The 22,541-nt window shown below is 44.5% G+C and carries 23 protein-coding genes; 5 read left to right on the top strand and 18 right to left on the bottom strand.

What is annotated here, in order from left to right; translation table 11 throughout:
- Positions 1 to 467: 467 nt before the first annotated feature.
- On the top strand, positions 468 to 2,450 hold the full coding sequence (locus PLL47_RS11280; RefSeq protein WP_324446300.1) for a DUF460 domain-containing protein: 1,983 nt from the start codon (positions 468 to 470) through the stop codon (positions 2,448 to 2,450).
- 144 nt (positions 2,451 to 2,594) lie between these two features.
- Here the strand turns inward: PLL47_RS11280 and PLL47_RS11275 are convergent, their stop codons facing one another.
- The 3 genes from PLL47_RS11275 to PLL47_RS11265 form a co-directional block, all read right to left on the bottom strand.
- Positions 2,595 to 2,993 (bottom strand): hypothetical protein, encoded by a 399-nt coding sequence (locus PLL47_RS11275; protein WP_324446299.1) that lies wholly within the window; start codon positions 2,991 to 2,993, stop codon positions 2,595 to 2,597.
- Positions 2,994 to 3,145: 152 nt separating this feature from the next.
- Positions 3,146 to 4,396, bottom strand: coding sequence for an MBL fold metallo-hydrolase (locus PLL47_RS11270; protein ID WP_324446298.1), 1,251 nt, complete (start codon positions 4,394 to 4,396; stop codon positions 3,146 to 3,148).
- A gap of 147 nt (positions 4,397 to 4,543) precedes the next feature.
- Entirely contained in the window at positions 4,544 to 4,990 is a 447-nt protein-coding gene (locus tag PLL47_RS11265; RefSeq protein WP_324446297.1) for a universal stress protein, read from the bottom strand.
- Between the two features lie 317 nt (positions 4,991 to 5,307).
- Between PLL47_RS11265 and PLL47_RS11260 the strand changes: the two genes are divergently transcribed.
- Positions 5,308 to 5,496, top strand: a complete 189-nt coding sequence (locus PLL47_RS11260) for a hypothetical protein (RefSeq protein ID WP_324446296.1) — start codon at positions 5,308 to 5,310, stop codon at positions 5,494 to 5,496.
- Between the two features lie 1,085 nt (positions 5,497 to 6,581).
- Complete coding sequence (locus tag PLL47_RS11255) at positions 6,582 to 6,842, top strand: hypothetical protein (protein ID WP_324446295.1); 261 nt, start codon at positions 6,582 to 6,584, stop codon at positions 6,840 to 6,842.
- 279 nt (positions 6,843 to 7,121) lie between these two features.
- On the opposite strand, the gene PLL47_RS11250 is transcribed toward PLL47_RS11255, so the two are convergent.
- The 3 genes from PLL47_RS11250 to PLL47_RS11240 form a co-directional block, all read right to left on the bottom strand.
- Positions 7,122 to 9,380 (bottom strand): DNA topoisomerase I, encoded by a 2,259-nt coding sequence (locus PLL47_RS11250; protein WP_324446294.1) that lies wholly within the window; start codon positions 9,378 to 9,380, stop codon positions 7,122 to 7,124.
- Between the two features lie 290 nt (positions 9,381 to 9,670).
- Positions 9,671 to 10,129 carry a TIGR00725 family protein gene (locus PLL47_RS11245; protein ID WP_324446293.1) on the bottom strand — a complete coding sequence of 153 codons (459 nt, stop codon included), beginning with the start codon at positions 10,127 to 10,129 and terminating at the stop codon, positions 9,671 to 9,673.
- A 34-nt stretch (positions 10,130 to 10,163) separates the two neighbouring features.
- Positions 10,164 to 10,685, bottom strand: coding sequence for a DUF367 family protein (locus PLL47_RS11240; RefSeq protein WP_324446301.1), 522 nt, complete (start codon positions 10,683 to 10,685; stop codon positions 10,164 to 10,166).
- 262 nt (positions 10,686 to 10,947) lie between these two features.
- On the opposite strand from PLL47_RS11240, the gene PLL47_RS11235 reads away from it, so the two are divergent.
- Positions 10,948 to 11,781 (top strand): helix-turn-helix transcriptional regulator, encoded by an 834-nt coding sequence (locus PLL47_RS11235; RefSeq protein WP_324446292.1) that lies wholly within the window; start codon positions 10,948 to 10,950, stop codon positions 11,779 to 11,781.
- A gap of 162 nt (positions 11,782 to 11,943) precedes the next feature.
- Here PLL47_RS11235 and PLL47_RS11230 read toward each other — a convergent pair whose 3' ends face one another.
- The 6 genes from PLL47_RS11230 to PLL47_RS11205 form a co-directional block, all read right to left on the bottom strand.
- Entirely contained in the window at positions 11,944 to 12,525 is a 582-nt protein-coding gene (locus PLL47_RS11230) for a FumA C-terminus/TtdB family hydratase beta subunit (protein ID WP_324446291.1), read from the bottom strand.
- Positions 12,525 to 13,367 (bottom strand): fumarate hydratase, encoded by an 843-nt coding sequence (locus PLL47_RS11225; protein WP_324446290.1) that lies wholly within the window; start codon positions 13,365 to 13,367, stop codon positions 12,525 to 12,527. The genes PLL47_RS11230 and PLL47_RS11225 overlap by 1 nt, the downstream gene beginning before the upstream one ends.
- A 238-nt stretch (positions 13,368 to 13,605) precedes the next feature.
- Entirely contained in the window at positions 13,606 to 14,403 is a 798-nt protein-coding gene (locus tag PLL47_RS11220) for a DUF169 domain-containing protein (RefSeq protein ID WP_324446289.1), read from the bottom strand.
- A gap of 104 nt (positions 14,404 to 14,507) precedes the next feature.
- Positions 14,508 to 15,179: a flavodoxin family protein gene (locus PLL47_RS11215; RefSeq protein ID WP_324446288.1), complete on the bottom strand. Its 672-nt coding sequence runs from the start codon at positions 15,177 to 15,179 to the stop codon at positions 14,508 to 14,510.
- A gap of 96 nt (positions 15,180 to 15,275) precedes the next feature.
- Positions 15,276 to 15,503, bottom strand: coding sequence for a DUF3006 domain-containing protein (locus PLL47_RS11210; RefSeq protein ID WP_324446287.1), 228 nt, complete (start codon positions 15,501 to 15,503; stop codon positions 15,276 to 15,278).
- 2 nt (positions 15,504 to 15,505) lie between these two features.
- Positions 15,506 to 16,966 (bottom strand): lamin tail domain-containing protein, encoded by a 1,461-nt coding sequence (locus PLL47_RS11205; protein ID WP_324446286.1) that lies wholly within the window; start codon positions 16,964 to 16,966, stop codon positions 15,506 to 15,508.
- A gap of 285 nt (positions 16,967 to 17,251) precedes the next feature.
- On the opposite strand from PLL47_RS11205, the gene PLL47_RS11200 reads away from it, so the two are divergent.
- Positions 17,252 to 17,401: a hypothetical protein gene (locus PLL47_RS11200; protein ID WP_324446285.1), complete on the top strand. Its 150-nt coding sequence runs from the start codon at positions 17,252 to 17,254 to the stop codon at positions 17,399 to 17,401.
- Between the two features lie 43 nt (positions 17,402 to 17,444).
- On the opposite strand, the gene PLL47_RS11195 is transcribed toward PLL47_RS11200, so the two are convergent.
- From PLL47_RS11195 to PLL47_RS11170, 6 genes are all read right to left on the bottom strand, one after another.
- Positions 17,445 to 17,738 carry a hypothetical protein gene (locus tag PLL47_RS11195; RefSeq protein WP_324446284.1) on the bottom strand — a complete coding sequence of 98 codons (294 nt, stop codon included), beginning with the start codon at positions 17,736 to 17,738 and terminating at the stop codon, positions 17,445 to 17,447.
- A gap of 389 nt (positions 17,739 to 18,127) precedes the next feature.
- On the bottom strand, positions 18,128 to 19,045 hold the full coding sequence (locus tag PLL47_RS11190) for an ABC transporter ATP-binding protein (RefSeq protein ID WP_324446283.1): 918 nt from the start codon (positions 19,043 to 19,045) through the stop codon (positions 18,128 to 18,130).
- Positions 19,038 to 19,976: an ABC transporter ATP-binding protein gene (locus PLL47_RS11185; protein ID WP_324446282.1), complete on the bottom strand. Its 939-nt coding sequence runs from the start codon at positions 19,974 to 19,976 to the stop codon at positions 19,038 to 19,040. The genes PLL47_RS11190 and PLL47_RS11185 overlap by 8 nt, the downstream gene beginning before the upstream one ends.
- 1 nt (position 19,977) lies before the next feature.
- Positions 19,978 to 20,817, bottom strand: coding sequence for a nickel transporter permease (nikC, locus tag PLL47_RS11180; protein ID WP_324446281.1), 840 nt, complete (start codon positions 20,815 to 20,817; stop codon positions 19,978 to 19,980).
- Positions 20,801 to 21,751, bottom strand: coding sequence for a nickel ABC transporter permease (nikB, locus tag PLL47_RS11175; RefSeq protein WP_324446280.1), 951 nt, complete (start codon positions 21,749 to 21,751; stop codon positions 20,801 to 20,803). Before nikB ends, nikC begins: the two co-directional genes overlap by 17 nt.
- A 31-nt stretch (positions 21,752 to 21,782) precedes the next feature.
- A complete protein-coding gene (locus tag PLL47_RS11170; RefSeq protein WP_324446279.1) occupies positions 21,783 to 22,475 on the bottom strand; it encodes a class I SAM-dependent methyltransferase in 693 nt (230 codons plus the stop codon).
- Between the last annotated feature and the right edge of the window lie 66 nt (positions 22,476 to 22,541).

Genomic DNA, 22,541 nt, shown 5'->3' with positions numbered 1-22,541 from the left:
AGAGATTCAAAGATTATAAAGATATGCAAAAATTAAATGGTTGAGACACTAGTTTTTAAAAATCATTTGAAAACCTCAAGCTCTTTTTATTTGGCATGAAAGTGCACTCAAGTGCTTCATTCTTTGGGCATGTTAGTCAAAGAATATTATGTGCGTTTTTTGTTCAATATATTTTTATTAAAATCGAATAAATATCAGACAGTATTCCGGTGTGTCTGTCAAAAGAGTTACCTTTTTGTCTTTGTTTATACTTTTTCATCAATAAAAAAGTTAATTGCAGAAAAAGAATATTCTAAGATGTATTTTTCTGAAAGGCTTGAATTGGGAAACAAAAGGCTTCCTGAAATTGTTGTATCCTGAGATTAACTGATCCATAAAAATTTACTTTATAGATTCTGTTTATTTGCCAGAATTAATGTAGAAATCAGTTAAATATATATTCTACAAAAAATAAAATATAGGTACTCATGCAAAAAAGGATTATCTATGGAATCGATATTGCCAGTGGATCTCCCAGGGCGAGGGAACTTCCCAGATACGCCCTTGCTATTCTCAGGGACGGGGAGATTTCCCATTTTAATATGCTCCGCCGCCAGAAGATCTTTAATATGATCCAGAAGGACAGGCCTGAGATTATAGCTGTTGACAACATTTTTGAGCTTGCGGCTGACAGAAGCGAGCTTCTTTCTCTTATGGAACGCATGCCTGAAGGAGTCAGACTTGTCCAGGTCACAGGTGGGCTGCACCCGGAACCTCTTGTCAGGATTGCACGCAAGCACGGAATCTCTGTTGACCCCGAGAATCCAAATGATGAAGCTGAAGCCTGTGCAAAGCTTGCAGACCTCGGGGTTGGGCATGAGGTTTCTCTTTTTGAAGACATTACGAAAATCAAAGTTAGCAGAGCCCGTTCCCTGGGGCGAGGAGGATGGAGCCAGAACCGGTACAGAAGAAAAGTACATGGAGCTGTGCTTCAGAGGAGCAGGGAGATTGAAAACGCCCTTAAGGACCTTTCACGGGAAAAAGGCATCAGATTCGAAGCTGTAAATGTGAAAGGGTTCGGGGGCTATGTCAGGTCTGAATTTACAGTTTATGCAAAGCGTGGAGAGGTTCCAATACATTCTATGGCAAGCAATGATGCCCAGGTAAGTGTGAGAAGTGTCGAACGCGATAAAATTCGCTATGTCCCCCTTAAACCCAGGATCCAGAGGCGTAAATTTACAATTGTCGGGCTCGATCCCGGAACAACCGTGGGCATAGCCATCCTTTCTCTTGATGGAGACCTCCTCTATTTGAAGAGCTTCAGGGGAATATCTCCTGATGAGGTTGTCAAGCTTATTGCCGAATACGGAAAACCTGCAGTTATAGCAAGCGATGTCACTCCAATGCCGGGTTCGGTTGAAAAGATCAGGAGGAGCTTTAATGCTGTTCCTGCAAGCCCGGGAATTGAGGTTTCTGCCGAAGAAAAAATTGCGCTGGGAAAGACTTTCGGCTATTCCAATGACCATGAAAGGGATGCATTGACTGCAGCTCTTCTCACCTACAGAAGCTACAAGAATATTTTTTCACGTATAGAAAAGAAAGCTCCGGAAAATGCAGATATTGAGCTGATAAAGCTTCATGTAATCCGTGGAGACTCGATAGAGGCTGCGATTGAAAAAGTTAGGGCTGCCTCGGAAGCCCGCGAAAAGGCTCCGAGAGTAAGAGCACAGGAAAAACCTGATGAAAAGGTTGACGAATCCCTGCTTAAACTGAAAGAGGTCGTTCAGAGGCAGGGAGAACAGATCCAGAACCTGCAGGAATATGTTGAGGAACTTAAACAGGCACTGGTAGCAAAAGACAGAAAGATTTCAAAGCTTGAATCAAGGTTAAAAGGCTTTAAAAAAGAAGCTTACAGTGAAGTCCGAAAATCAAAAGAGCTCCAGATAAGGGACAGCACTATAGAGAATCTTAAAAAAGAGCTCAGCAACAAAAATAAAACCGTAAAAGAACTCAGACGCAGGAGCAATAAACTGCGTAAAATCCAGAAAATGGAGATCCGTGGTGAAGGCACCCCAGTAAAGGTTATTGCGGCTTTTACGAAAGAATCTATTGCCGAAACTAAAGAAAAGTACGGGCTCAAAGCAGGAGATGTTGTTTTTCTGGAAAAACCGAGCGGAGGCGGAGCTGCAACTGCCCAGATCCTTGTGGAAGCAAAAGTCCGGGCTGTAATTATCCCTGAGGATATTTCACATGCAGCAGAGGAGACTTTCTTTAAAGGCGATGTGCCGGTCTTAAGGGATATCCAGCTTGAGAGAGCTGACGACTTTGCAATGGCAGAACCGGAAGCCCTTAAAACTGCAATTGCTGCATGGGAAAAAGAAGCTGATAAAAGGCGGCAGAAAGCTAAAGAAGACGAACTGCAGAGCCTCTTTGATGAGTACAGGAGTGAAAGGAGAAGGGGCCTTATTTAAGGCTCATCTCAAAACTTCTATTGTTTTTCATTACGCGTAAGCAGATCCCCTAAAATTTTGCAATCCAGGAGCCTTTCAATCTTTTTTCATCTTCCAGCCTTTCCATTGTAAAAGCGAGGATATCAATATCCTCTTTTCGGCAGCTTACTTCCATTCCCAGTCTTTAATGGTATAACTATTATCCTCGTTCACTTCGCCTTCGTAAACACAGACGACGCTGTTGAGACGTGCCAGCTTCGGTGACTGTGTGTTAAAAATTGTTGCTCCTCGAACACTGCTGCTTGGTGGACGCCCTTTAGGAATTGATATTCCTGACATTATAAGAGTGGCCAGATCGCCGTCCTTTGTTATCAGAAATCCGCGTCCTTCTGAGTACTGCATCCCATTGGGCCTGAGCTTACCTGCGGCAGTTAGCGTGAGGCTGCACTCAATTCCAAAAACCTTGCCCTGTTCATCAAGGGTGATCTCCATTGTACCATTGTCATCAAGCACTCTCATGCCTACGACCTTGCCTGCAGCTTCGTATATCAAATCTCCCAACATTTTAATTCCCTCCCAGTTAGATATGTGCATCAGAATATATATAGTGGAGCACTGATTCTCTTTGTTGCTTATTGTATTCCATATTCAGGGGGCTTTATCCTTTCCTTTATTTTTAAAAACAGGAATTCCTTTTAAAAATTCTTTTGCACACTTTAAAAGCTGAAAGATTCCCCTTTTGCAGGCGCATATGCTTCAACTCCGATTTCTTCAGAAATCCATTCTGCAAAGGCTTCAGTTTTCTCTCCATGCATGACAAAAACCCTTTCAGTGCCCTTTTTGCAGAAATCCTTTACAAGCTGTTTCAGCTCCCGATCTCCGCAGTGGGCAGAGAAATCGTACTGTTCAACCGCGGGCTTGAGGGTAAGTATATCTTCCCTGGTTTCTATCATCCTGTGTTCCAGAGCCAGCCTCCCGTTTGTGCCTTCTACCTGATATCCGGTCAGCAGGATTTTGGATTTCGGGTCTTTGTAGAGCCTGCTAAGGTAATAAAGTGCAGGTCCCCCATTAAGCATCCCGGCAGTGGTAACAATGACTGACGGCTCTTTCAGGACTGACTCCCGCTGATGGTCTTTTACCTGTGTGGAGCGTTCGAAAGCCCTTTCAAGAAGGTCTGGATTTCTGAGGTATTCAGGATATTTTTTGAGGATTTTATACACATCCCTGCCCATCCCGTCAACATAAGCCCTGATCCCGTATGCATCAAGAAGCATAAGGATTTCCTGCGTCCTGCCTATGGCAAAAGCAGGGATAAGGGCAGTTCCGCCCCTGTCAAGTGTCTCATAAACCGATTCTATGAACCGCTCTTCGGTCTCTTTACGCGGAACATGGTCTTCCCCGAAGTAGGTGCTTTCAAGCACAAGGGTATCAGCTTCAGGAAACTCTTCCGCACCCGGGACGAGCCTTGTCTCCTGCAGGCTGAAGTCGCCTGTGTAAAACAGGCTTTCTCCTGATTCGGATTCAATGTGAATTCCGGATGCTCCGGGTATATGGCCTGCGTTGTAAAAACAAACGCTGTACTTATTGGTTTTGAAAGGTTCCCTGTAATCCTTTCTCCGTGTCCTCTGGTTAAGCCTCTGAAGGTCATCGGGATCAAATGGAGATACTCCCGAAAGAGTGGTTTCTGCGAGTTTGAGGGTATCTCTTCCGAGCATGGCGGTAAATTCTGCTGTTGGCGGAGTCATGAAGACTTCAGGGTTGAGGTACATCAGATTAGGGACAGCCCCACAGTGGTCCAGGTGCCCGTGGGATACCAGCACGGTTTTAGGTTCCATGCCGTTTCCGGGATATTCGGGGACCTCTCCAGCCTTTATCCCGTAATCAAGCAGAATTTCTCCGTTAACAAGCATACCCGAGCGTCCTACTTCCCTGCATCCTCCTTTAAAACTGAGCTCCAGAACAAACACCCCTTAAAGGTTGGTTTTTTAAATTGTTTTATTCACAGGCAGGATATCTGTAAATATGATTATCCTTTTATGCTCAAGAACCTGACCCAGCTTATATCAATTCGCAACAATTGGTCTTTTGGCATGCATTTATACATTTTAGTAATCTTAATCTTGATTTCGGACGACCATAACAGGGACTTTTGAATGTCTTACCACTTTTTCTGCAACACTTCCCATCAGAAATTTTTCGAGCCCGGTTGCTCCGAGCGTACCCATCACTATCAGATCCATGTTATTATTTTCTGCAAACTTGATAATTTCTTCACCCGGGTGCCCGTTCAAAAGAACATCTTTTACCTCCACCCCGGAATCCTCTATTGTCTTTTTGGTTTCAGACAATATTTTCTTCCCGTCTCTTATCATCATATCATGGATAAGGTCTTTGCCAGCAGTCCAGATGTCAGAAACTACAGAGAGTGTATCCACCACGTGAATGATGTAGACAGTAGCTCCGCTAATTTTTGCAATTTCAATACCGCAAGAGATGGCTTTTCGTGAATTCTCGGACCCGTCTGTTGCAATCACTATGTTTCGGTATAATTCACTTGACATTTATTATCCCCATAATTAATTTTAATTTACAATAATTTTATTTTGTACTCAATATTTTGAAAAACTACAATATAATGTGATCGTAAAAGACTAAACACCATCTGTAGTCTATAATTTCTTACTCGTTTACGAAAATATAGGCTCAATATTGTAAACTCTAAACGCCTTTTAATAATGCATTTATCTCTTTTTATAGATGAGTGTGTGAGATAATGAGGAAATCAAGTTCTCTATAAAGTTGTCCACAGATTTGATTTATTCATGTGGTGTTCAAACTGAAAATCAAAATTCAGATTATAAATATGATGACTGATAACATGATGGCGCTCTACTATCCGGAATCCAGGCCTGTAACGCAGGATGAAGCCGTAAAAACTATGCAAAGCTTCGCACAGCAATACGGTCCAAACATGGTAGTTGAGGAGTTCATGACTTTCAGCAGCAACTATTATGGCGTTATAAAAGACACTAACAGTACACCTTCAATTTGGACGGAAAGACATTGAAGGTATGCTCAGTGTAAATGCCTATAGTGGTCAGATCTGGGTGCATACCTGGCATGGATCCTATCTGGGTGAGTAATAGATTTCCTGGTTTAAACAGTTAATTAAAATGAATAACGCTGCCAGGATTAGAAAAAGTGTCCTATTATCCTGATAAGGGGTTTTAAATTCACATGGCATCGGAAACCTCCGCCAGCTTGCCTGGCGACCCTGCAAAATAGAAAAAAGAGAAGAAAAAAATAGATGAGAGAAAAGCAGAGAAAAGAAGTTTAAAGAAGGACAAAAAGTAGAAATGGAAAGCTCGGAAATGTGGCAAAAAGCAACAAAAGCAGCGTAAGTTATTATTCGCCGATTCTCTTCTTTTTCTGCTTTTTGGGCCAGGCCGCTCTCCTGCGTCGAGCGGGACAAAACAGACTTGGTAAAGCGAGCAAGGTTGTACAGGTCCAGAATTAAAATTTAAATTTCTAACTGGTCTTATTTTAATCAAAATCTCGATTATATGCCAGATCTTATGGTGGCAACCTTAAACTAAATTTTTCTAAAGAAAGTTTCCGAAATATCACTTTCTTTTTCTTCTGTAAGAAAAATAGAAAATAAGGATCATCAAAACAAAGAACGCTGCAATGAGTAATTCTCCTGGCATTGTTTGAGTGGTCATTATAACAGAAGAGCTTGAAATCGTTGACATACTGTTCTTAATGATTAATAAAGTTAAATATTTTTCCTGGTCTCTTCATTTTTGTTCTCAAGGTTGAATTAAGAATTCATTGATCAAAGGGTATATTTACAGGTTAAGGTTTGTATGCGCATTTTGGAGAAGCACCGGATTCTGGAACTGTTTGGAATTATTGATTCTAATTTATATTTCCTATTATATTATGTTTTCAAAATATAATGATTTAAAACTCAATTTCAGAATCAGGTGATGAACGTAAAAGTAAAAATCACTGGATTTTGAAACTACTGCTGCATTGTAACTTAATCAAGCAGAATCGATTTTGGGATAAAAAAGATATTTGTTAGTCTCCGGGTTCAACTGTTTAAGTTTCAATACAAAATTCTTTTTAAAAATCTGAGGAGGAAAAAATATGGGTGGATGTGACAAGGAAACATATAACAACGTTACACGAAAAGTAGTTGACTGTTTAGTAAAGACAGCTGAAAAGTATGGGGTTCATCCAGCATTACCTAAAGGCGACATTGACAGCCACGGATTTAAAGCTCATTATGAATGGGATGAAGCAGCGTCAACTCTTACGGTCTTGATTAAAGACAAGCCACTTATTCCCCCCTGTGGGATCATAAGAGACAAGCTTCAAGAAGTTATAAAAAAATGCGGTGGAAGCTGATCTTCAGTAAACTAAAAATGAAGAAGAGACATGAATTAAGCTGTACTGTCGATAAATATTGTACATTAAAGGAAGCACTTAAATCCGGATCTGAAGTTCTGTAAAGTTATATCTATTAAGCTCCTATACATTACAGAGTTATAAATTTAAAGAAGTATAACTTTACAGAATTTTATCTTGAAATGAACCGAAATTTTTCTGCATCTCTTTTTCTTATAGAATTTTCACAGCTTACTTTAATAATCAAAAAAACAAAAATAAAAGCTGAGTGAGGACCCTTTACAGTTCCTCAACCGCGCCGCCGTTGCATGATACCTGCCAGCTTTTGACCTTCTTTACGCTGATCTTTATTGTTTTTGCAAGTTCTACAGGGTCTGCTTCAGCAAGGGCTTCCACACTTGTAATCCCTGCCTCTTCCAGCTTTCCTGCGGTTGCTTTTCCAACGCCTTCGAGATCTTTAATGGATTTTGGCTTTTCTTTTTTAGGCTGCTGTGCCTGTTCTTCTTTCTGTGCTTTCTGCCATTCAATGAAATTGCACTGTGGACAGCCGAGGTCCCAGGGGCGTTTTCCCTGGTTGATTATGCGGATGTGGTGCAGGCCGTGTGTCTCACATTGCTTGTCGATAACCACAATCTGGCCGCTCTTTGGCAGAGGGAGGGAGAAGGTGCAGTTTGGGTAATTGCTGCAGCCTATGAAGCGGCTTCCCCTTTTCGAGCGGCGGATCATGAGTTCGTTTCCGCACAGGGAACAGTTGCCTATAATTTTATCTTCCCTTAAACCTGCCTGCAGGGATTCTATAATATTATCCCTGTTTTTGTCAAGTTCCGAAAAGACCTGTTTGAGCATCTCTCTGGACTCTTCAAGGACGGCTTCCTCTTTGATTTTGCCCTCTGCTATTTTGTCCATATTTTCTTCAAGCAGCTTTGTCATATCCGGTTTTGTAATTGTAGGCGAATATTTTTCAAGGGTATCCACTACAGCAAAAGATGTATTCGTGGGCTGGACCGGGTTTCCATGGATATAAGCCCTGGAATAAAGCTTGCTGATAATTTCATGGCGGGTGGCTTTTGTCCCTAGCCCGAGTTCTTCCATTATGTTGATAAGCCTTCCCTGCCCGTAACGACCCGGAGGCTGGGTTTCTTTATCCAGCATCTCTTTCTTAATCACTTTTAATAAGTCGCCTTCCTTGAGTTCCGGGAGCAGCCTGTCTTCAGGAGCATTGTATGGATAATACCAGCGCCATCCGGGTTCCAGAAGCCTTGCTCCGTTTGCCCTGAACTCCTCTCCGTCAATATCAAGTTTAAGGCGCATGGTTTCCCATATGCTCTGCCCGGCAAAGGTTGCAAAAAAGCGCCTGACAACAAGCTCGTAAACTTTCCATTCCTCTTCTTTTAAGTCGGCTTCCTTAGCGAGAGAAGCAGGAAAGATAGGCGGATGGTCTGTAGTTTCTTTTTTCCCGCGGGTCGGGACAAGTTCGGGCTTCTCGAGAAGGGCTTCTGCATATTCCTTAAAAGGCCCTTCTTTGAAGATCTCTATTTGAGCCCTCAGGTCCAGGGTATCGGGATATACAGTGTTGTCTGTTCTCGGGTATGAAATGTAACCGTTGGTGTAAAGGGATTCGGCTATGCGCATCGCATTTGCAGGGCTGAGCCCTATTGAGTTCGCCGCACTGATAAAGCCTGTAGTGTTAAATGGAGTTGGGGGCTGGTCGGTCTTTGTCCCTTTTTCGATTTCCTTTAATTCCGCTTTTTTACCCAGTTTCCTGAATACCTTTGAAGCTTCCTCTTTATCCAGAAAACGGCGGGTTGAGTGCTGGGCTGAAAAAGTCTCTCCTGCTGCATCTTCAAGTTCAGCGTGAATCTCCCAGTAGGGGGTCGGGACAAAGATATTCCTTTCCTTTTCCCTGTCAACTATAAGAGATAAAGTTGGAGACTGCACTCGTCCCACAGAAAGAAACATTTTCCCGAGCCTGCCTGCTGCAAGGGAAATGTACCGGGTGAGAGCAGCTCCCCAGACAAGGTCAATTACCTGCCTGGAGTGACCCGCATCTGCCAAGTTAAAATCAACATTTGTAGGATTTGCGAATGCTGCTTCAATTGCTTTTGGAGTAATTGCGCTGTAACGGACCCTGTCAAAAGGAACTTCAGGGTTAACCTTTTTTATAATATTCAGAGCTTCGACTCCAATAAGTTCTCCTTCCCGATCGTAGTCAGTTGCAATGGTGACCCTGTCTGCCTCTTTTCCAAGGCTCTTCAAAGCAGTCACTATTTTCCGGTTTATCGGCGTTGTTGTAATCTCGGCGTCTATCAGGGCTCTGGCATCAACCTTCTGCCAGTTGTTGTACTCTTTTGGAAAATCTATCCCTACAATATGACCGGAAAGCCCCACTACCGCAGTATCCTGTCTGTTTTCGCCGGATCCAGCCTCGTACCGGTATACGTCCACTCCGCTGACTCTTTCCTTCCTGGGACTTTTTGGAGCCAGAATCGCAGCTATCCTCCTTGCTGCTATATTTTTTTCCGTTACGATAAGGTGCATTTAAAACTCCGTGTAACTTTTCTTACATTTTGCGGAGGAATACTGGCGTACCCCAAAACTCCTGCCAGTCTGAGTCGAAGCCTGCCTCCTAATTCTTGAAGTTTCCTTTTTCGATATAAATTTTTGGATCGAATTTAAAAATTTCTGCTATCCGTAACTAGAATAAGGCTCGAATAATTCTGATTTATCCTGTTTTTAACCTTTTTAAGGATTTTTTCCGGGTATACAAATCTGGAGATCAGAACTTTCAGCTTATAGTTTTCCTCTGATTTGCTATTTATATCGATTTTCTATAAATGCCAGGCACGTTCAACAGCTTCCTGAGGACTTTCTGCCTTCTGCACGCCTTCGATTTCCCATTTACTGTCAAGAACAAACACAGGTTTCCCCATTTTCAGCCCGAGAGCTATTTCTGAAAGGGTACCGTATTCCCCGGAAACTGCAATTAAAGCATCCGACGACTGGGCTATTAGAGCATTTCTGGCATGCCCCATTCCGCTGAGAACGGCTATATCTATCCAGGGATTAGCGTCTTCTCTGCGTATTCCGGGCAAAATTCCTATGGTCATTCCCCCTTCCAGTTTTGCTCCAAAAGCTGCTGCTTCCATTACACCTCCAAGGCCTCCGCAGAGAAGGACAGCTCCCTTTTTTGCGATCTCTCTCCCCACGGCTTCCGCAAGGGCTCCTGTCTCATTGCTGCAGTTTCCAGCTCCGATAACCCCGATTTGCGTCCTTACTGATGATTTCACTGCACATCCCTCTTTTCTCCATGCGGAGATGCTTTCAGATGTAATGGCTCTGAATTTCCACAATTTCCGTACTGTTTTTTGCGGTTGAGTATTCCTCAAGGGGCTCTCTGTTCAGCTCAAGGAAACTGTGCCCCCAGTTAAACTTGGACATGACTTTTTCTGCCTGCTCTTTATGTCCAAGAATATAAAGGGCTGCCGAAAAAGCCTCTGCAGAATTGAGTTTGAAAGGTCTTCCGAAGTTTACGGGATTCCCTGCAAGCATGTAAGGAAGAGCTCTGTGTTCCAGGTTCAACTTTTCCAGTTCTGGAAAAACCCTTTCCACTTCTTCCCAGGAGCAGTCAAGCACAATAATTCCTTTTCTGGGGTCATCGGCTGGTGAGAGTGCCTTTTCCGCCATGGGGTCAAGCAAAATCGCTGACCTGGGCAGCCTTGAGATCTTATCGTAAAGGCGGGCAAGCTCAAAGCGTGCCATTTTTCTTCCTGTGCACTTTTTCGGGTCACACTGCCCTGCATGATATAAATAAAGGAGAATATCCCGGCTCGTTGTTGGATTCATCATTGATCCTCTGGATTGTGGGATTTATATTTCTTACTTCTTCCCTCTTATGCTTTTACTCCCTAACCCCACGTCTTGCCCATTCATTTTCATTAATTCCTTTTCATTCGAAAACTTCAGGAATTTTGAGCTTTTTGTTCGCTTAATCAAAGGACAGGAACCATGATAATAAAAAAACCTCAGACCGCAGATTCCGAAACTATAAGGAACTATAACATTGAGGACAAAAAACTATATAGCTATAGGTTTTACAGTAGAGTTGATGAAATCTTCCCTGATTACAGTTCTCCTTTCTTCAGAAAAGAGGACAGACCTTCTTCTATTTTTAAAAGAGAAGCCAAGGACCATCGAAGAAATCAACTCCGGACTTGATACCAACCCGGTTGCGGTCCTGCCCCAGCTCAAAAGGCTAAAAGAAAGCGGGCTTGTTGTTCAGGAGGATAGAGTATACAGCCTCTCCCTTCTGGGGAAAATCCTTGTTCGGAGAATGGAATCGCTTGTAAAAGCTTTCAGGCTGCTTGAGGACGATTATGATTACTGGTCCGGTGTTAAGCCAGGGGGGTCCCCACTTGTTTTTTTCAGGCTAATGGAAGAACTCATGGCACTGGTGCCCGAACAATCTCAGGGAGAAGATGCTTCTGTGGCATATCAGGAAATGGCTGAGGCTTTTTGCAATTCGAAACAGATTTCGCTGATCGTTTCACAGTATGATCTGCACTATCCAAGAATCTGTGCAGAAAATGCAAAAAAAGGGCTGAAAGTATCGATAATATTTACTCAATCTATATTTGAAAAGTTTGCAGAAGAATTTAAGGAAGAAATTGATTCCCTGACCATTCTTGAAAATTTTAAGATATATCTGCTGAACGGCGATTATACTCCTCCATCACTCGCTGTGACTGATACTATGGTTTTTGCCTGCTTTTCTCCGGGAAAAAGTGACAGGAACGAGAACAACACAATGGTCTGTTTCGGAGAAAAAGCTGTTCACTGGGGTCAGGAGACTTTTGAGCACTTCAGGGCTCTGGCTAAACCTCTGGCTCCCGTGCCATTAAATCAGGCACGTCTTTCAGGCAGCAGGGGAAATTCGGAGTAAGAAACACACATGATATTCTTTGAATAAAATGTCCAAAGAATGAAAGTATTTGAAAGTACTTTCATGCCAATCAAAAATCGGCTTTCGGGAGTAAGAAGGTATTTTCCAGGATCCTTTACCTGGACCACCATCTTATGAAGCAGGGTTTATTTCTTCATCCCTTCAAACTTTCTTCATCCCTTCAAAAACTTTCTCAGCTTTTTCCCTTACCTCTGCAAAAATATCTTTTCCTTTTGCATCAATTCCCACGATGAGCGGCCCGAATTTCTCAACCCTGAGTACCCAGATAGCTTCAGGCATGCCGAGGTCAAGCCAGTGGACAGTTTTAACCTCCTTTATCAGCTCTGCGGCAAGGGCTGCGCATCCTCCGGTGTATGCGAGGTAGACGCACCTGTTTTTTAGTGCATCTGCAACGCCTTTCATTCCGCCTTTTCCGATAATCGCCCTTACTTCATGGGCTTTCAGGAGAAGAGGGGTCATTTTTGACATCCTTCCGCTGGTTGTAGGACCTGCCGATACGACTTTCCAGCCGGATTCAGTCTGCTGCATAAGGGGTCCACAGTGATAGATAACTGCCCCTGCAAGGGAAAAAGGAAGTTTTTCTCCTTTTTCTTCCATTTCGAGAATCCTTGCATGGGCTTCATCGCGGGCTGTAAGGATTTCTCCGGAAATATAAACAATGTCTCCTGCATTGAGTTTCTCAATATCTTCTAACTTAAGAGGGGTCTGCAAATGATATTCCATTATTCTTCCTCCCCGAAAACGATTGAAGCATGCCTGTTTGCCCAGCACTGGATGTTTACTGCAACAGGAAGGGAAGCGGTATGGCAGTGAGCAGTTTTTACATGCACGGCAAGAGCTGTTGTACTGCCGCCAAGTCCCATGCAGCCGATCCCAAGGGCGTTTACCGCGTCAAGAATTTCCTTTTCAAAATCGTTCATGGGTGAATCCAGAGGTTCAAGAAGGGCTTCTTTTGCAAGCCTGGCTGCTTTGTCAAAAGAGCCTCCTATCCCCACGCCCAGGGTTAGAGGAGGACAGGGCATCCCGCCTGCGTTTACCACTGTCTCAAGCACGAAGTTTTTGATGCTGCCTGTTTCGGTAGGGTTCAGCATCCGAAGAGCGCTCATGTTTTCCGAGCCTGCGCCCTTTGGAGCAACAGTGATCTTTAGCTGCTTCCCTGGCACAAGTTTCCAGTGAATATCCGGGATTCCTGCTCCGGTATTGTTTCCGCTGTTTTTTCGGGTCAGAGGATCAACGGCATTGGGTCGGAGCGGAATTTCTCTGGTAGAGAGGGTTACTGCTTCCCTTATCGCGGCTTCAAGATCAAAACCGGATTGAAATTCAGTTCCGAGCTCGGCAAAAAAGATCATGATGCCCGTATCCTGGCACATGGGGACCCCGTGGTTTTTAGCAAGCTCGATATTTCTCAGGATTGCCTGGAGCTGAGATTTTGCAACCTGATTTTCTTCTCTGGCTTCAGCTTTCCTGAGGGCGTCCACAACGTCATAAGGAAGCTCTATTTCTGCTTTTCTTAACAGGTCTGCAATAGACCGGATGAAGGTATCACGGTTAATTTTCGAAGACAAAAGACCACCAGAATGGCTGAAATGAATTGATGATAATTAGAAGATAAACGTAAGATAAATAGAAAATAAACGCAGGAGGAATATTGCGGTTCCGAATGCCTGAGAATAGATTCTAGACTTTAAGAGAACTGGAATCTTTAATTAAATAAATACTTGTCCTCTGCGTATTCTGGAACAGATCTCTCTTAAGGATAGGTTTTATTTTTCATTATATTCTTGTTTTTATATTCTTACTTTTTCAGGTCTTAATCGGATGTTTTACGCTGATACGCTTTTCAGGATAAGCTATCCTGCTCCTTTTGCAGATAAAAGACTCCTCCAGGCAGGCAGCCATCTGCTGTGCAAGCCCTGCAGGGATGCCCATAATCATCAAATCGGGGGGAAGCCAGGGGTTTCCTGTTGGGTCGACAGGTCCGACAAAAGCCGATTCTCTTGGTGCATTCTCTGCCATGCCCGCTGGAAAAGCGATCATCGTGGCACAGACGGGTCCTCCGGGTATTACTGTCCTGAAGAAGGGATCGGAGTTATTGAATTGAGCCAGACCGCAGAGGTTTCTGATCTGCTCACAGCCTGCAAACAGAATAAAGGCTCTGGCAGCTTCAGACTTAACCTCATCAGTACACGGCGCAATGACTGTGTATCTGCAGCAGGGGGTGATTTTTCCTGCACGTTCTTTCTGCTCATCGAACAATTCAGGGGTTGCTTTCAAGTGTTCGGCTGCACCTCCGTGGAAATCCGGAGTGCCCACAGTTACGAAATACTTCAGTTTCGGGTGAGGTTCAGCAAGCCCCATCCACGTAAGCCCGCCAGGGCAGCACTGCTCGTGCCCGGCTTCAACATAGAGGGCAGGAGTCTCATTAAAAAGGGCGGAAATGTAAACTGCCTTTGCCACACAGCGGTCCACAGTATACGATGGGACTGCACCCTGCGGGACCTCATCCGTGGCATAGACACAGAGAGGGCGCAGTTGCAGCCTGCCTGCTTCTGTAAGCTTTTTTCCAAGCTCTTCAACGCTTAACGTTGCAGCATTCCCCATTGCATCACTTTCCCCTGAATTTACTTTGAAAATTTTGTTTTCAGTTTTATTTCCCGGATTACGATTATTTTTATTGCTTATTTTTGGTTTTTACTCCCTGCTCTTTACTCTTTAATCCAGCCTTTTTCTATCCAGTAGTCGCAGTTATGCGTCCAGTGGTCTTTATTGGCAAGGATAGAATACTTGAACCCTTCTCTCCATGCCTTCTGTCTGGCTTCCTGCTCCGGGTATTTCCTTTTCTCTTTTATCGCTTCAACCAGGTCTTTGCCCATTTCACGTGACTTTTCAATTGCTGCTTCTACCGCTTCAGAGCCCTGAGACATTGAACAACCCACGCCTCCAATAGAACTGCCTCCACACTGTATCGTGAAATTGTTCATAATGTCGAGGATAAAATCAATTTCATTTCCACCTGCAGTTGTTAAGGACATGCTGTATTTTCCGTCAAAGAGCTGTTCGTGGACAACAAGGGGACATCTGTCAAATACCGTTTTGAGCTGGGCTGTCACATTCGTTATGTAGTTAGGGCTGCTCCAGATTATGCCGTCTGCTTCCAGCAGCTTTGTCAGTAAAGCCGGGAAGTCGTCTTTTATAGAGCATTCGCCTGTTTTATGGCATTTGTCGCAGGCTATGCAGAATTTTATCTTCAGCTTTGCAACGTCGATTGACTCAACTTCAGCTCCTGCTTCTGCGGCTCCTTCCAGGGCTGCATCCAGAAGTTTTAAGGTATTGCTGTTCTTGCCTCTCGGGCTTGATGATATTCCAACTATCTTCATGGTTTTTCCCTCTCTCTCACAATGAATTTTACGCTAGATTTTACAAATTTTGCAAAATAAGAATGCTGTCTTTAATTAAAACTTTATTATCTATTCTCACTGGTTTTTATTCTTAAGCTTCTCAAGCAAAGCCGATACTCTTTCTTTAGCATCTTCTGTCTCCTGAATATCCCTGGTAATGCTGATGTCCAGGATATCTCCTTCTTTACTTTCCTGAGGAAGTAAAGAGAGAGGTACGTCGATTTTTATTGATTCCTCATCCCTTAAAAGCAGTACCGCAGTGCTGTCCTCTATTCTGTCGAGAGTAAACTTGAAGTTTCCCATATTCATCCCTCCAGTGAAGATACAAGATTTCCGCTGTCGTCAAAGAGATAGGCCGTATCCCCATCATTGTTCCATAACGGACTGCCCGAGCCCCAGTAGAGTTCGGTAGCTGTATCCGTTCCCTCTCCGGTATGCAGGGTTACAGTAGCCTGAGGGTCCAGCGTGAAGGAAGGAAAAGTATAGGTGTGCTTGCTGCTGTCGTCCTCAATTTTCCAGCCAGACAAAGAAACAGGAGAAGAACCTCTGTTTGTGATCTCCACCCATTCGTCCTGGAGGCTCAGGTCGCTGACATAGACAGTTGATTCTGTTGAACTGGAAATTCCACCTCTGGAGCTGGGGTCTTCCAATTCAGTTTCATCGGATCCGGCTTCCTGCAGCCTGGTTTCTTCCACTACGGTTTTTTCGGGATTTTCGACTTCCGACCCGCTTTTCTGGGTGATTACCGTATAAGCAGATCCATCTGTTGTAACTGCTATTGAGCCGTCAAGATCGGTCCTGTAAACCCTCGAAGCTTTCTGAAGCCTTTCAAGAATTTCAGCATGCGGATGCCCGTAGTCATTGCCTGCTCCAACTTCGATTACGCTTGCTTCGGGGCTTACGGCTGAAATAAAGGCTTCTCCACTGCCGGACCGGCTGGCATGGTGCCCGACTTTGAGAATATCAGAATCAAGGTCATGCCCGGAATTCATGAGTTTCTCTTCGGTTTCAAGCCCTGCATCACCCATCAGCAGGAACGAAACTTCCCCGTAGCTTACTTTGAGCACCACGGAGTTTTCATTGAGTTCCTCGGAATACTCAGCTCCCGGGTTCAAGATTTCAATATCTACAGCCGGGTCAAATTTGATTTTATCTCCTTCTTCAGCTACTTCAAAAGGAATATTTTTATCATCAATTGCAGTCAGCATGTTCTCGTAGGTTTTTGAGGTATGCGGAAAGCCGCTGTCAATGAAATGCCCGACCTGGAAGCTGTTGAGTACTTCATCCATGCCGCCTATATGATCCGAATGAGGATGGGTTGCAACGACGTAGTCAATGCTGGAAATGCCCTGCTCGTGAAGGTATGCTGAAACAACTGGACCCTGATCTCTTTCCCCTGCATCCACAAGCATAGCTTTTCCGTTATATTCAAGGAGAATTGAATCTCCCTGACCCACGTCAAGAAAATGAACTGTCAGGTTTTCATCTGCAGGTTTTTCACTGGCAACATAACTGTTATCTTCAAGTCCACTCTCTGAAAGTTCATTGTCCTGATTTGTTTCTCTTCCTTCAGTCTGGACATGAGTTTCAACCAGATCTCTCTCCCCTGCCTGCTGTGAAACCTGCCTGAACTCTTCAGCGCCCTGATCATCTTTCAGTCCAGCACAATTTGTTCCCGCGATAACTATAAAAATAATAATTGTCCCAAAAATCCAGCGCATTAAGCCATTTCCTGATGACTTTCCTGATTTACCCAATTTGATCACGTCTTATCTTTTACCAGACAATATAAATGGATTTTATATTAAGCTGCTCTTATTTATGTTTCATTTCTACTTTTTTATAAGATGATTTGCCTGTAAAACGTCATAATATCAATATTTTGTCCCATTGATCTCATTTCAGAGTAGATACGGAAAAGTCAATAAAAATCTGGCGTGAAAGTTCAAATAAGGGATTTACCATGTTCTGATTAAGCAAATTAGCTGGAAGAAGAAATTGTAGTAAGTATACAGCATAAAAAAGGACTTGAATCCTGAACAGACCAGAATTTGTACACTTCAAAATACGTATGCTCCGATTTCGCAGAAGACGTACATAACAATGCAGAGCGGGCATGGATTAAAGCCGCCCGGGTAAAAATAGAGTTTACAAATGCTCCCGGGTACGCCTGCAATGCACTCTACACTACCGATAATTGAACGATTAGTGTCTTTAAGAGTTCAGGCAGGTTCCTGAAAAGTTTTATACATTTCCTGAAGCTGCATTCCGCAGGCAGGTTTCCCAGTCCTGTGGATGCTCCATGTTGTCGCACTGCCACTCAAATTCGCGCCTTGCAAGCCTTATAATTGCGCGTGCTCGCTTGAGCGGGATTAACTCTTTACCGATATCACCTATATCGATCACATCCAGGCAGCTCACAATGTCAATCGTAAAACCTTCCAGGCTCTCCGGTGGTATTGATTCACCTCTCGCATGTATTTCCGCGCATTTAGCGAGATATTCTGCAATTACCTTGATCAGTTTTGCGTCCTGCATGATTTAAACTCCTTTGTGCGACAAGTGGGTAATCCAGTTCGTCAGGTTGGACTATATATCTGGAACAGCCACAGCAATGACCATGACAGTTTTTAAAACACAAATATGTCGTCCTGAACTCAGCCCCAATCAAAATGAAGATACATTTTCTGAATTCAGTTCAGCTTACCTTTCAATTTTCTTTTTTTCAAGGATAGTGCCTGTAACAGCTATTTAAATATGGTTTTTTCTGAGGTTTAAAGTTTTCTAAACTATTCCAAACAAGCAGGGCTGCAAAAGTCTGAAGCCAGCCAGCTATGTTAGCTTCTGTGTAAAAATGCGCGCACCACATTATGACGAAAAATTTCAGAAGAAGGGGCTGTCAAAAGTTCGGTAGTTAAGATAGACGGTCATTTTGATTTCCAGCACCTGACCAATCTCCCCGATACATTCCGTAGTTTCTGTGGCTCTTTACATGCGTCCGTTCTCTCCCTGCACAGCCTGAAGCAGGAACAGCCTGAAAATCCATCAGGCAGCTTTCCGGTATCCTCCGGAAGAACAACCTCAAGTGATGTATACTGTGCCGCATCCAGAAGAGCGCGCGTGTACGGATGCAGAGGGCGGTTAAAAACGTCCTTTCCCTCTTCAACAATCTCACCTGCATACATCACAAGCACCCTGTCAGAAACAGCCTTCGCAGCCTCCAGATCATGCGTAATGAAAACCAGCCCGATACCACGTTTTTTCTGAATCTCTTTGAGCATAGCTGCAATAAACGCCTGCACCGACACATCAAGCATCGAGGTCGCCTCATCACATACCAGAAGCTCAGGCTTCAGAGCAAGCGCCCTTGCAATCACTACTCTCTGCAGTTCCCCTCCAGACAGCTCATGAGGATACCGGGTTTTGTGCTCTGCGGAAAGGCCCACCTCTGCAAACAGGGCATCTACATCTGCCGAAATCTCCTCTCTGGAAAAACCTCCGCAAATCACAAAAGGCTCGGCAACCGACTGCTCAGCCGTCCATCGAGGATCAAGCACATCAGCAGGGTTCTGGGGGATAAGCTGGATTTTTCCCATAAACTTCCGGAGATTCTTCCATCTCATCCCCGTAAGTTTCTCCCCTTCAAAAAATACTTCCCCGGAAGCCGGCTCAAGTTGCTGGGCAAGCAGCTTTGCAAGTGTCGACTTCCCGCACCCGGATTCTCCGACAATAGCCACAGTTTCTCCCGGAAAAATCTCAAGATCTACACCGCAGACTGCTGTTTTTTTGACGGTTTTAATCAGCCCGGAGCTGTAAACATAACGCAGATTCTCTGCTTTAAGCATAGATCCAGCATCTCACACACCTTTTTCCCATATCTACAACCGGCGGATTTTTCAGGCACCTGTCCGTTTTATAGGGGCAGCGCGGATGAAACCTGCATCCTTCGGGAAGCTCAATCATCGAAGGAGATGATCCTGGAATAGGGTGCATACCGCGTTCCGGTACCGCATCCAAAAGCGCTTTTGAATAAGGGTGCAGGGGCTCTTTGAAAAACTCTTCCTTTCCTGCAATCTCTACAATCTGCCCGCAGTAGTTTACCGCGATTCTGTCCGACATCACCCGGGCAAAACCTACATCATGCGTAATTAAAAGAAAAGCACACCCTTCCGATGCAACTTTCTGAAAAATTGCCGCAATATTGCGCCTCTTCAGCACATCAACGCCTTTTGTTGGTTCATCAGCAATAATCAGTTCGGGATCTGCAGCCGTCCCCATTGCAACCATAGCCCTCTGCAGCATTCCGCCGCTGTACTGGAACGGGTATTCCCTTTCTCTCACTTCAGGAGGGATGATATCAAAATATCTCAGAGCACGGCATGTCCTTGTCTTTGCGTCCTCTTTACTCAATCCAAGATGTGCCCGCATCGGCTCTGCAACCTGAGTGCCGACCCTGATTCCCGGATTCATTGCAAGATACGGGTTCTGGGCAATTGCTGCAACCTTTTTGCCGCGGACTTTCTGCATCTCTTTTTCGGGAAGGGCAGATATTTCCATGCCGCCAAGTTCCACTTTTCCGGAAAACACCGCATTTGAGGGCAGCAGCCTCATTATTGCCTGACCCAGGATTGACTTGCCGCTGCCTGACTCCCCAATCAGCGAAAATACCTCGTGTTTGTCAATAGAAAAAGAAGCATCATCAACTGCGTGAACCGCTCCCTGTCCTGTCGGGATTGATACAGAAACGCCGGATACCTTCAGCAACACATCAGACATATCAGAACCTCCCTTCAAGCTCAATATTTTTCATCTTCTGGTCAAGTGCATCCCTCAGCCCGTCGCCGAAGTAATTGAATGCAAGAACGGTTATCATGATAAAAAGACCCGGGAAAAACATCAGCCATGGAGCAGTTGTGACATAGGTCCTTCCTGCATCCAGCATCGCACCCCATTCAGGTGTTGCCGGCTGTACCCCAAGCCCAAGAAAACTCAAGCCTGCCGCTGCCAGAATTACATTCCCGATTCCAAGAGATGCCATAATCAAAACCGGAGATATAATGTTTGGAAGAACATGCTTTATCACCACATAACAGTTTGAAGCACCAATCCACCGTGATGCCCGGACGTATCCCTTTGTCCTGACGTCAAGCGTTGAACCGCGTGCAACTCTTGCAAATACCGTCCACTCGACAGCAATTAAAGCAAGCATCATGTTTTTCATCCCCTGTCCCAGAAATGCGGTAATTGCAAGTGCCAGAAACATCGAAGGAAATGCAAGAAAACTATCCGTCAGCCGCATGATAATCTCATCCAGCCACCCGCCGTAATACCCTGCCAGAACGCCAAGTGTAACCCCGATTGCAAGCGAAACGCCAACAACCGCAAACCCAACGAAAAGGGATGCCCGCGATCCGTACATCACCATTGTCAGGATATCGCGGCCAAGGTGGTCGGTCCCGAACAGGTGGTCAGAAGACGGAGGCTGAAGACGGTTTTGCAGGTCCTTTTCCGTGTAGTCATAGGGAGCTAAAACACCGGCAAATGCGGCCATGAAGATAAGCCCACCAAGAATTATCAGGGAAATGGTAATCTGCCTGTTTTTAAGAAGTTCTGTCATAGCGTATCTCCGGGTTTGCCCAAACGTAGACTAAGTCTACAAAGAAGTTGACCAGAAGGAAAATGACGGCAACAAAGAGCACCGAACCCTGTACCATCATATAATCGTGGGAAAGGATCGAGTTCACCACAAGATTTCCGATGCCCGACCATCCGAAAATAGTCTCTACAACAACAGAGCCGTTTAAGAGAAAACCAGTTGACAGACCAGCAACCGTGATAACCGGAACAAGCGCGTTTTTCAATGCGTGCCGGATGATAACTATTTTTTCCGAAAGCCCTTTTCCGCGGGCAGTCTGGATGTACTCCTTTCCCATGACATCCAGCATGCTTGAACGGATCATTCTCATCATTACGGCTGCGGATCCTGTTCCAAGGACAATTGCCGGCATAATCATGTATCTGATGTCTGTCCCGTGCCCGAATCCGGATGCAGGAAACCAGTGAAGAACTACCGAAAAAAGGATTATCATAAGGTATGCCTGCCAGAAGTTCGGCATGGACACTCCGAAAAGAGCGAAAAAGCGGCAGGCATCGTCAACAACGGTGTTATGTTTCAGAGCTGAGACTACACCGGAAGGAATGGAGATAATAAGGGCAATTGCAAGGGCAAGAACGGAAAGTGTCAGTGTATTTCTGAATGCACTCAGAACAGTTTCAAAAACCGGCTGTTCGCTCATGTACGAGTATCCAAAGTCTCCGGCAGCCGCGTTTTTAAGCCAGTTTATATACTGGATGTAAAACGGCTGGTCAAGACCGTGGGCTATGCGGAACGCTTCAACAGCTGCCTCATCATATCCTCCCGAGGGACTCGTCATCATAATCTCTGCCGGATCTCCAGGCGCGATGTAGATGAGTGAGAAACTCATGACCGAGATAAATATGAGAACCGGGATGAGATACAGAGCCCGGCGGATGAAATACTCTTTCAGCATTGCAGTGCCTCTGGAAAACTTCAGCTCTTCCTCAACATTTTATTCCGGTTGCAAGGTAGGGGACAGATAAATAGTCATAACCTTCCGGATCGCATCTTTTCATATACTCTGCATATTCGGGAAGAGATTTCCAGGAGACCTCCGAAAACCCGTTGTTTTCCATAATGGCTGCAATCATTTCGGGCGAGTTGCTGTCATAAAGCGGAAGATATTCAATTAATTCATCGTGGTTTCTTTCTTCCGGGTTGTAATTTCTGTCCGGGACGTATCCCGGCTGAAACCACTGTCCGTCGATTGCAAGAACCCTGCCTCCGGGAACCAGGACTCTCAGGCATTCACTGAAGAATTTGTCATGGTCCGTGAGCGTCCAGAGAAGGTGCATGTTTACGATAATATCGAACATATGGTCATCAAACGGCAGGTTTTCTCCGTCCCCTTCAACGAACTTGATTGAAAGATTGCGGTTCCTTGCTCCTTCTTTTGCACGTGCGAGCATCTCTTCCGAGATGTCAAGAGCAGTTACATTGTGCCCCATTTCTGCAAAAACAAATGCCTGAATGCCTGGACCTGTTCCTATATCAAGGACATTGAGTTTTTTACCTGTCGGCAGCTTATCTGAAAAGAGGTTTTTCATCAGGAGAATTTCTTCATCAAGGTGGTCCCGGTACATCTTCCGGTAATTTGGACTAATTTTATTCCAGTGTTCTGTAATTTTGCCTTTCATTTTTAAACACCTCAGGCAAATCCGATGTCCTTTGTGATGATTGTATACTCATTTGGATACATCACA

The organism is Methanosarcina sp., from assembly GCF_035390745.1.
GTDB lineage: Archaea > Halobacteriota > Methanosarcinia > Methanosarcinales > Methanosarcinaceae > Methanosarcina.
The sequence above is the reverse complement of the archived record's forward strand: the minus strand, read 5'-3'. Positions and strand labels throughout refer to the sequence as shown.

What these genes read in the sequence shown, in the direction of transcription:
- nikC (WP_324446281.1), bottom strand. Translation starts at nt 20,817, where the DNA reads ATGACAGAACTTCTTAAAAACAGGCAGATTACCATTTCCCTGATAATT.
- PLL47_RS11210 (WP_324446287.1), bottom strand. Translation starts at nt 15,503, where the DNA reads ATGGGAAACTTCAAGTTTACTCTCGACAGAATAGAGGACAGCACTGCG.
- PLL47_RS11220 (WP_324446289.1), bottom strand. Translation starts at nt 14,403, where the DNA reads ATGGGGAATGCTGCAACGTTAAGCGTTGAAGAGCTTGGAAAAAAGCTT.
- PLL47_RS11275 (WP_324446299.1), bottom strand. Translation starts at nt 2,993, where the DNA reads ATGTTGGGAGATTTGATATACGAAGCTGCAGGCAAGGTCGTAGGCATG.
- PLL47_RS11250 (WP_324446294.1), bottom strand. Translation starts at nt 9,380, where the DNA reads ATGCACCTTATCGTAACGGAAAAAAATATAGCAGCAAGGAGGATAGCT.
- PLL47_RS11280 (WP_324446300.1), top strand. Translation starts at nt 468, where the DNA reads ATGCAAAAAAGGATTATCTATGGAATCGATATTGCCAGTGGATCTCCC.
- PLL47_RS11240 (WP_324446301.1), bottom strand. Translation starts at nt 10,685, where the DNA reads ATGAATCCAACAACGAGCCGGGATATTCTCCTTTATTTATATCATGCA.
- PLL47_RS11255 (WP_324446295.1), top strand. Translation starts at nt 6,582, where the DNA reads ATGGGTGGATGTGACAAGGAAACATATAACAACGTTACACGAAAAGTA.
- PLL47_RS11185 (WP_324446282.1), bottom strand. Translation starts at nt 19,976, where the DNA reads ATGTCTGATGTGTTGCTGAAGGTATCCGGCGTTTCTGTATCAATCCCG.
- PLL47_RS11195 (WP_324446284.1), bottom strand. Translation starts at nt 17,738, where the DNA reads ATGCAGGACGCAAAACTGATCAAGGTAATTGCAGAATATCTCGCTAAA.
- PLL47_RS11260 (WP_324446296.1), top strand. Translation starts at nt 5,308, where the DNA reads ATGATGGCGCTCTACTATCCGGAATCCAGGCCTGTAACGCAGGATGAA.
- PLL47_RS11170 (WP_324446279.1), bottom strand. Translation starts at nt 22,475, where the DNA reads ATGAAAGGCAAAATTACAGAACACTGGAATAAAATTAGTCCAAATTAC.
- PLL47_RS11230 (WP_324446291.1), bottom strand. Translation starts at nt 12,525, where the DNA reads ATGGAATATCATTTGCAGACCCCTCTTAAGTTAGAAGATATTGAGAAA.
- PLL47_RS11235 (WP_324446292.1), top strand. Translation starts at nt 10,948, where the DNA reads ATGAAATCTTCCCTGATTACAGTTCTCCTTTCTTCAGAAAAGAGGACA.
- PLL47_RS11265 (WP_324446297.1), bottom strand. Translation starts at nt 4,990, where the DNA reads ATGTCAAGTGAATTATACCGAAACATAGTGATTGCAACAGACGGGTCC.
- nikB (WP_324446280.1), bottom strand. Translation starts at nt 21,751, where the DNA reads ATGCTGAAAGAGTATTTCATCCGCCGGGCTCTGTATCTCATCCCGGTT.
- PLL47_RS11215 (WP_324446288.1), bottom strand. Translation starts at nt 15,179, where the DNA reads ATGAAGATAGTTGGAATATCATCAAGCCCGAGAGGCAAGAACAGCAAT.
- PLL47_RS11190 (WP_324446283.1), bottom strand. Translation starts at nt 19,045, where the DNA reads ATGCTTAAAGCAGAGAATCTGCGTTATGTTTACAGCTCCGGGCTGATT.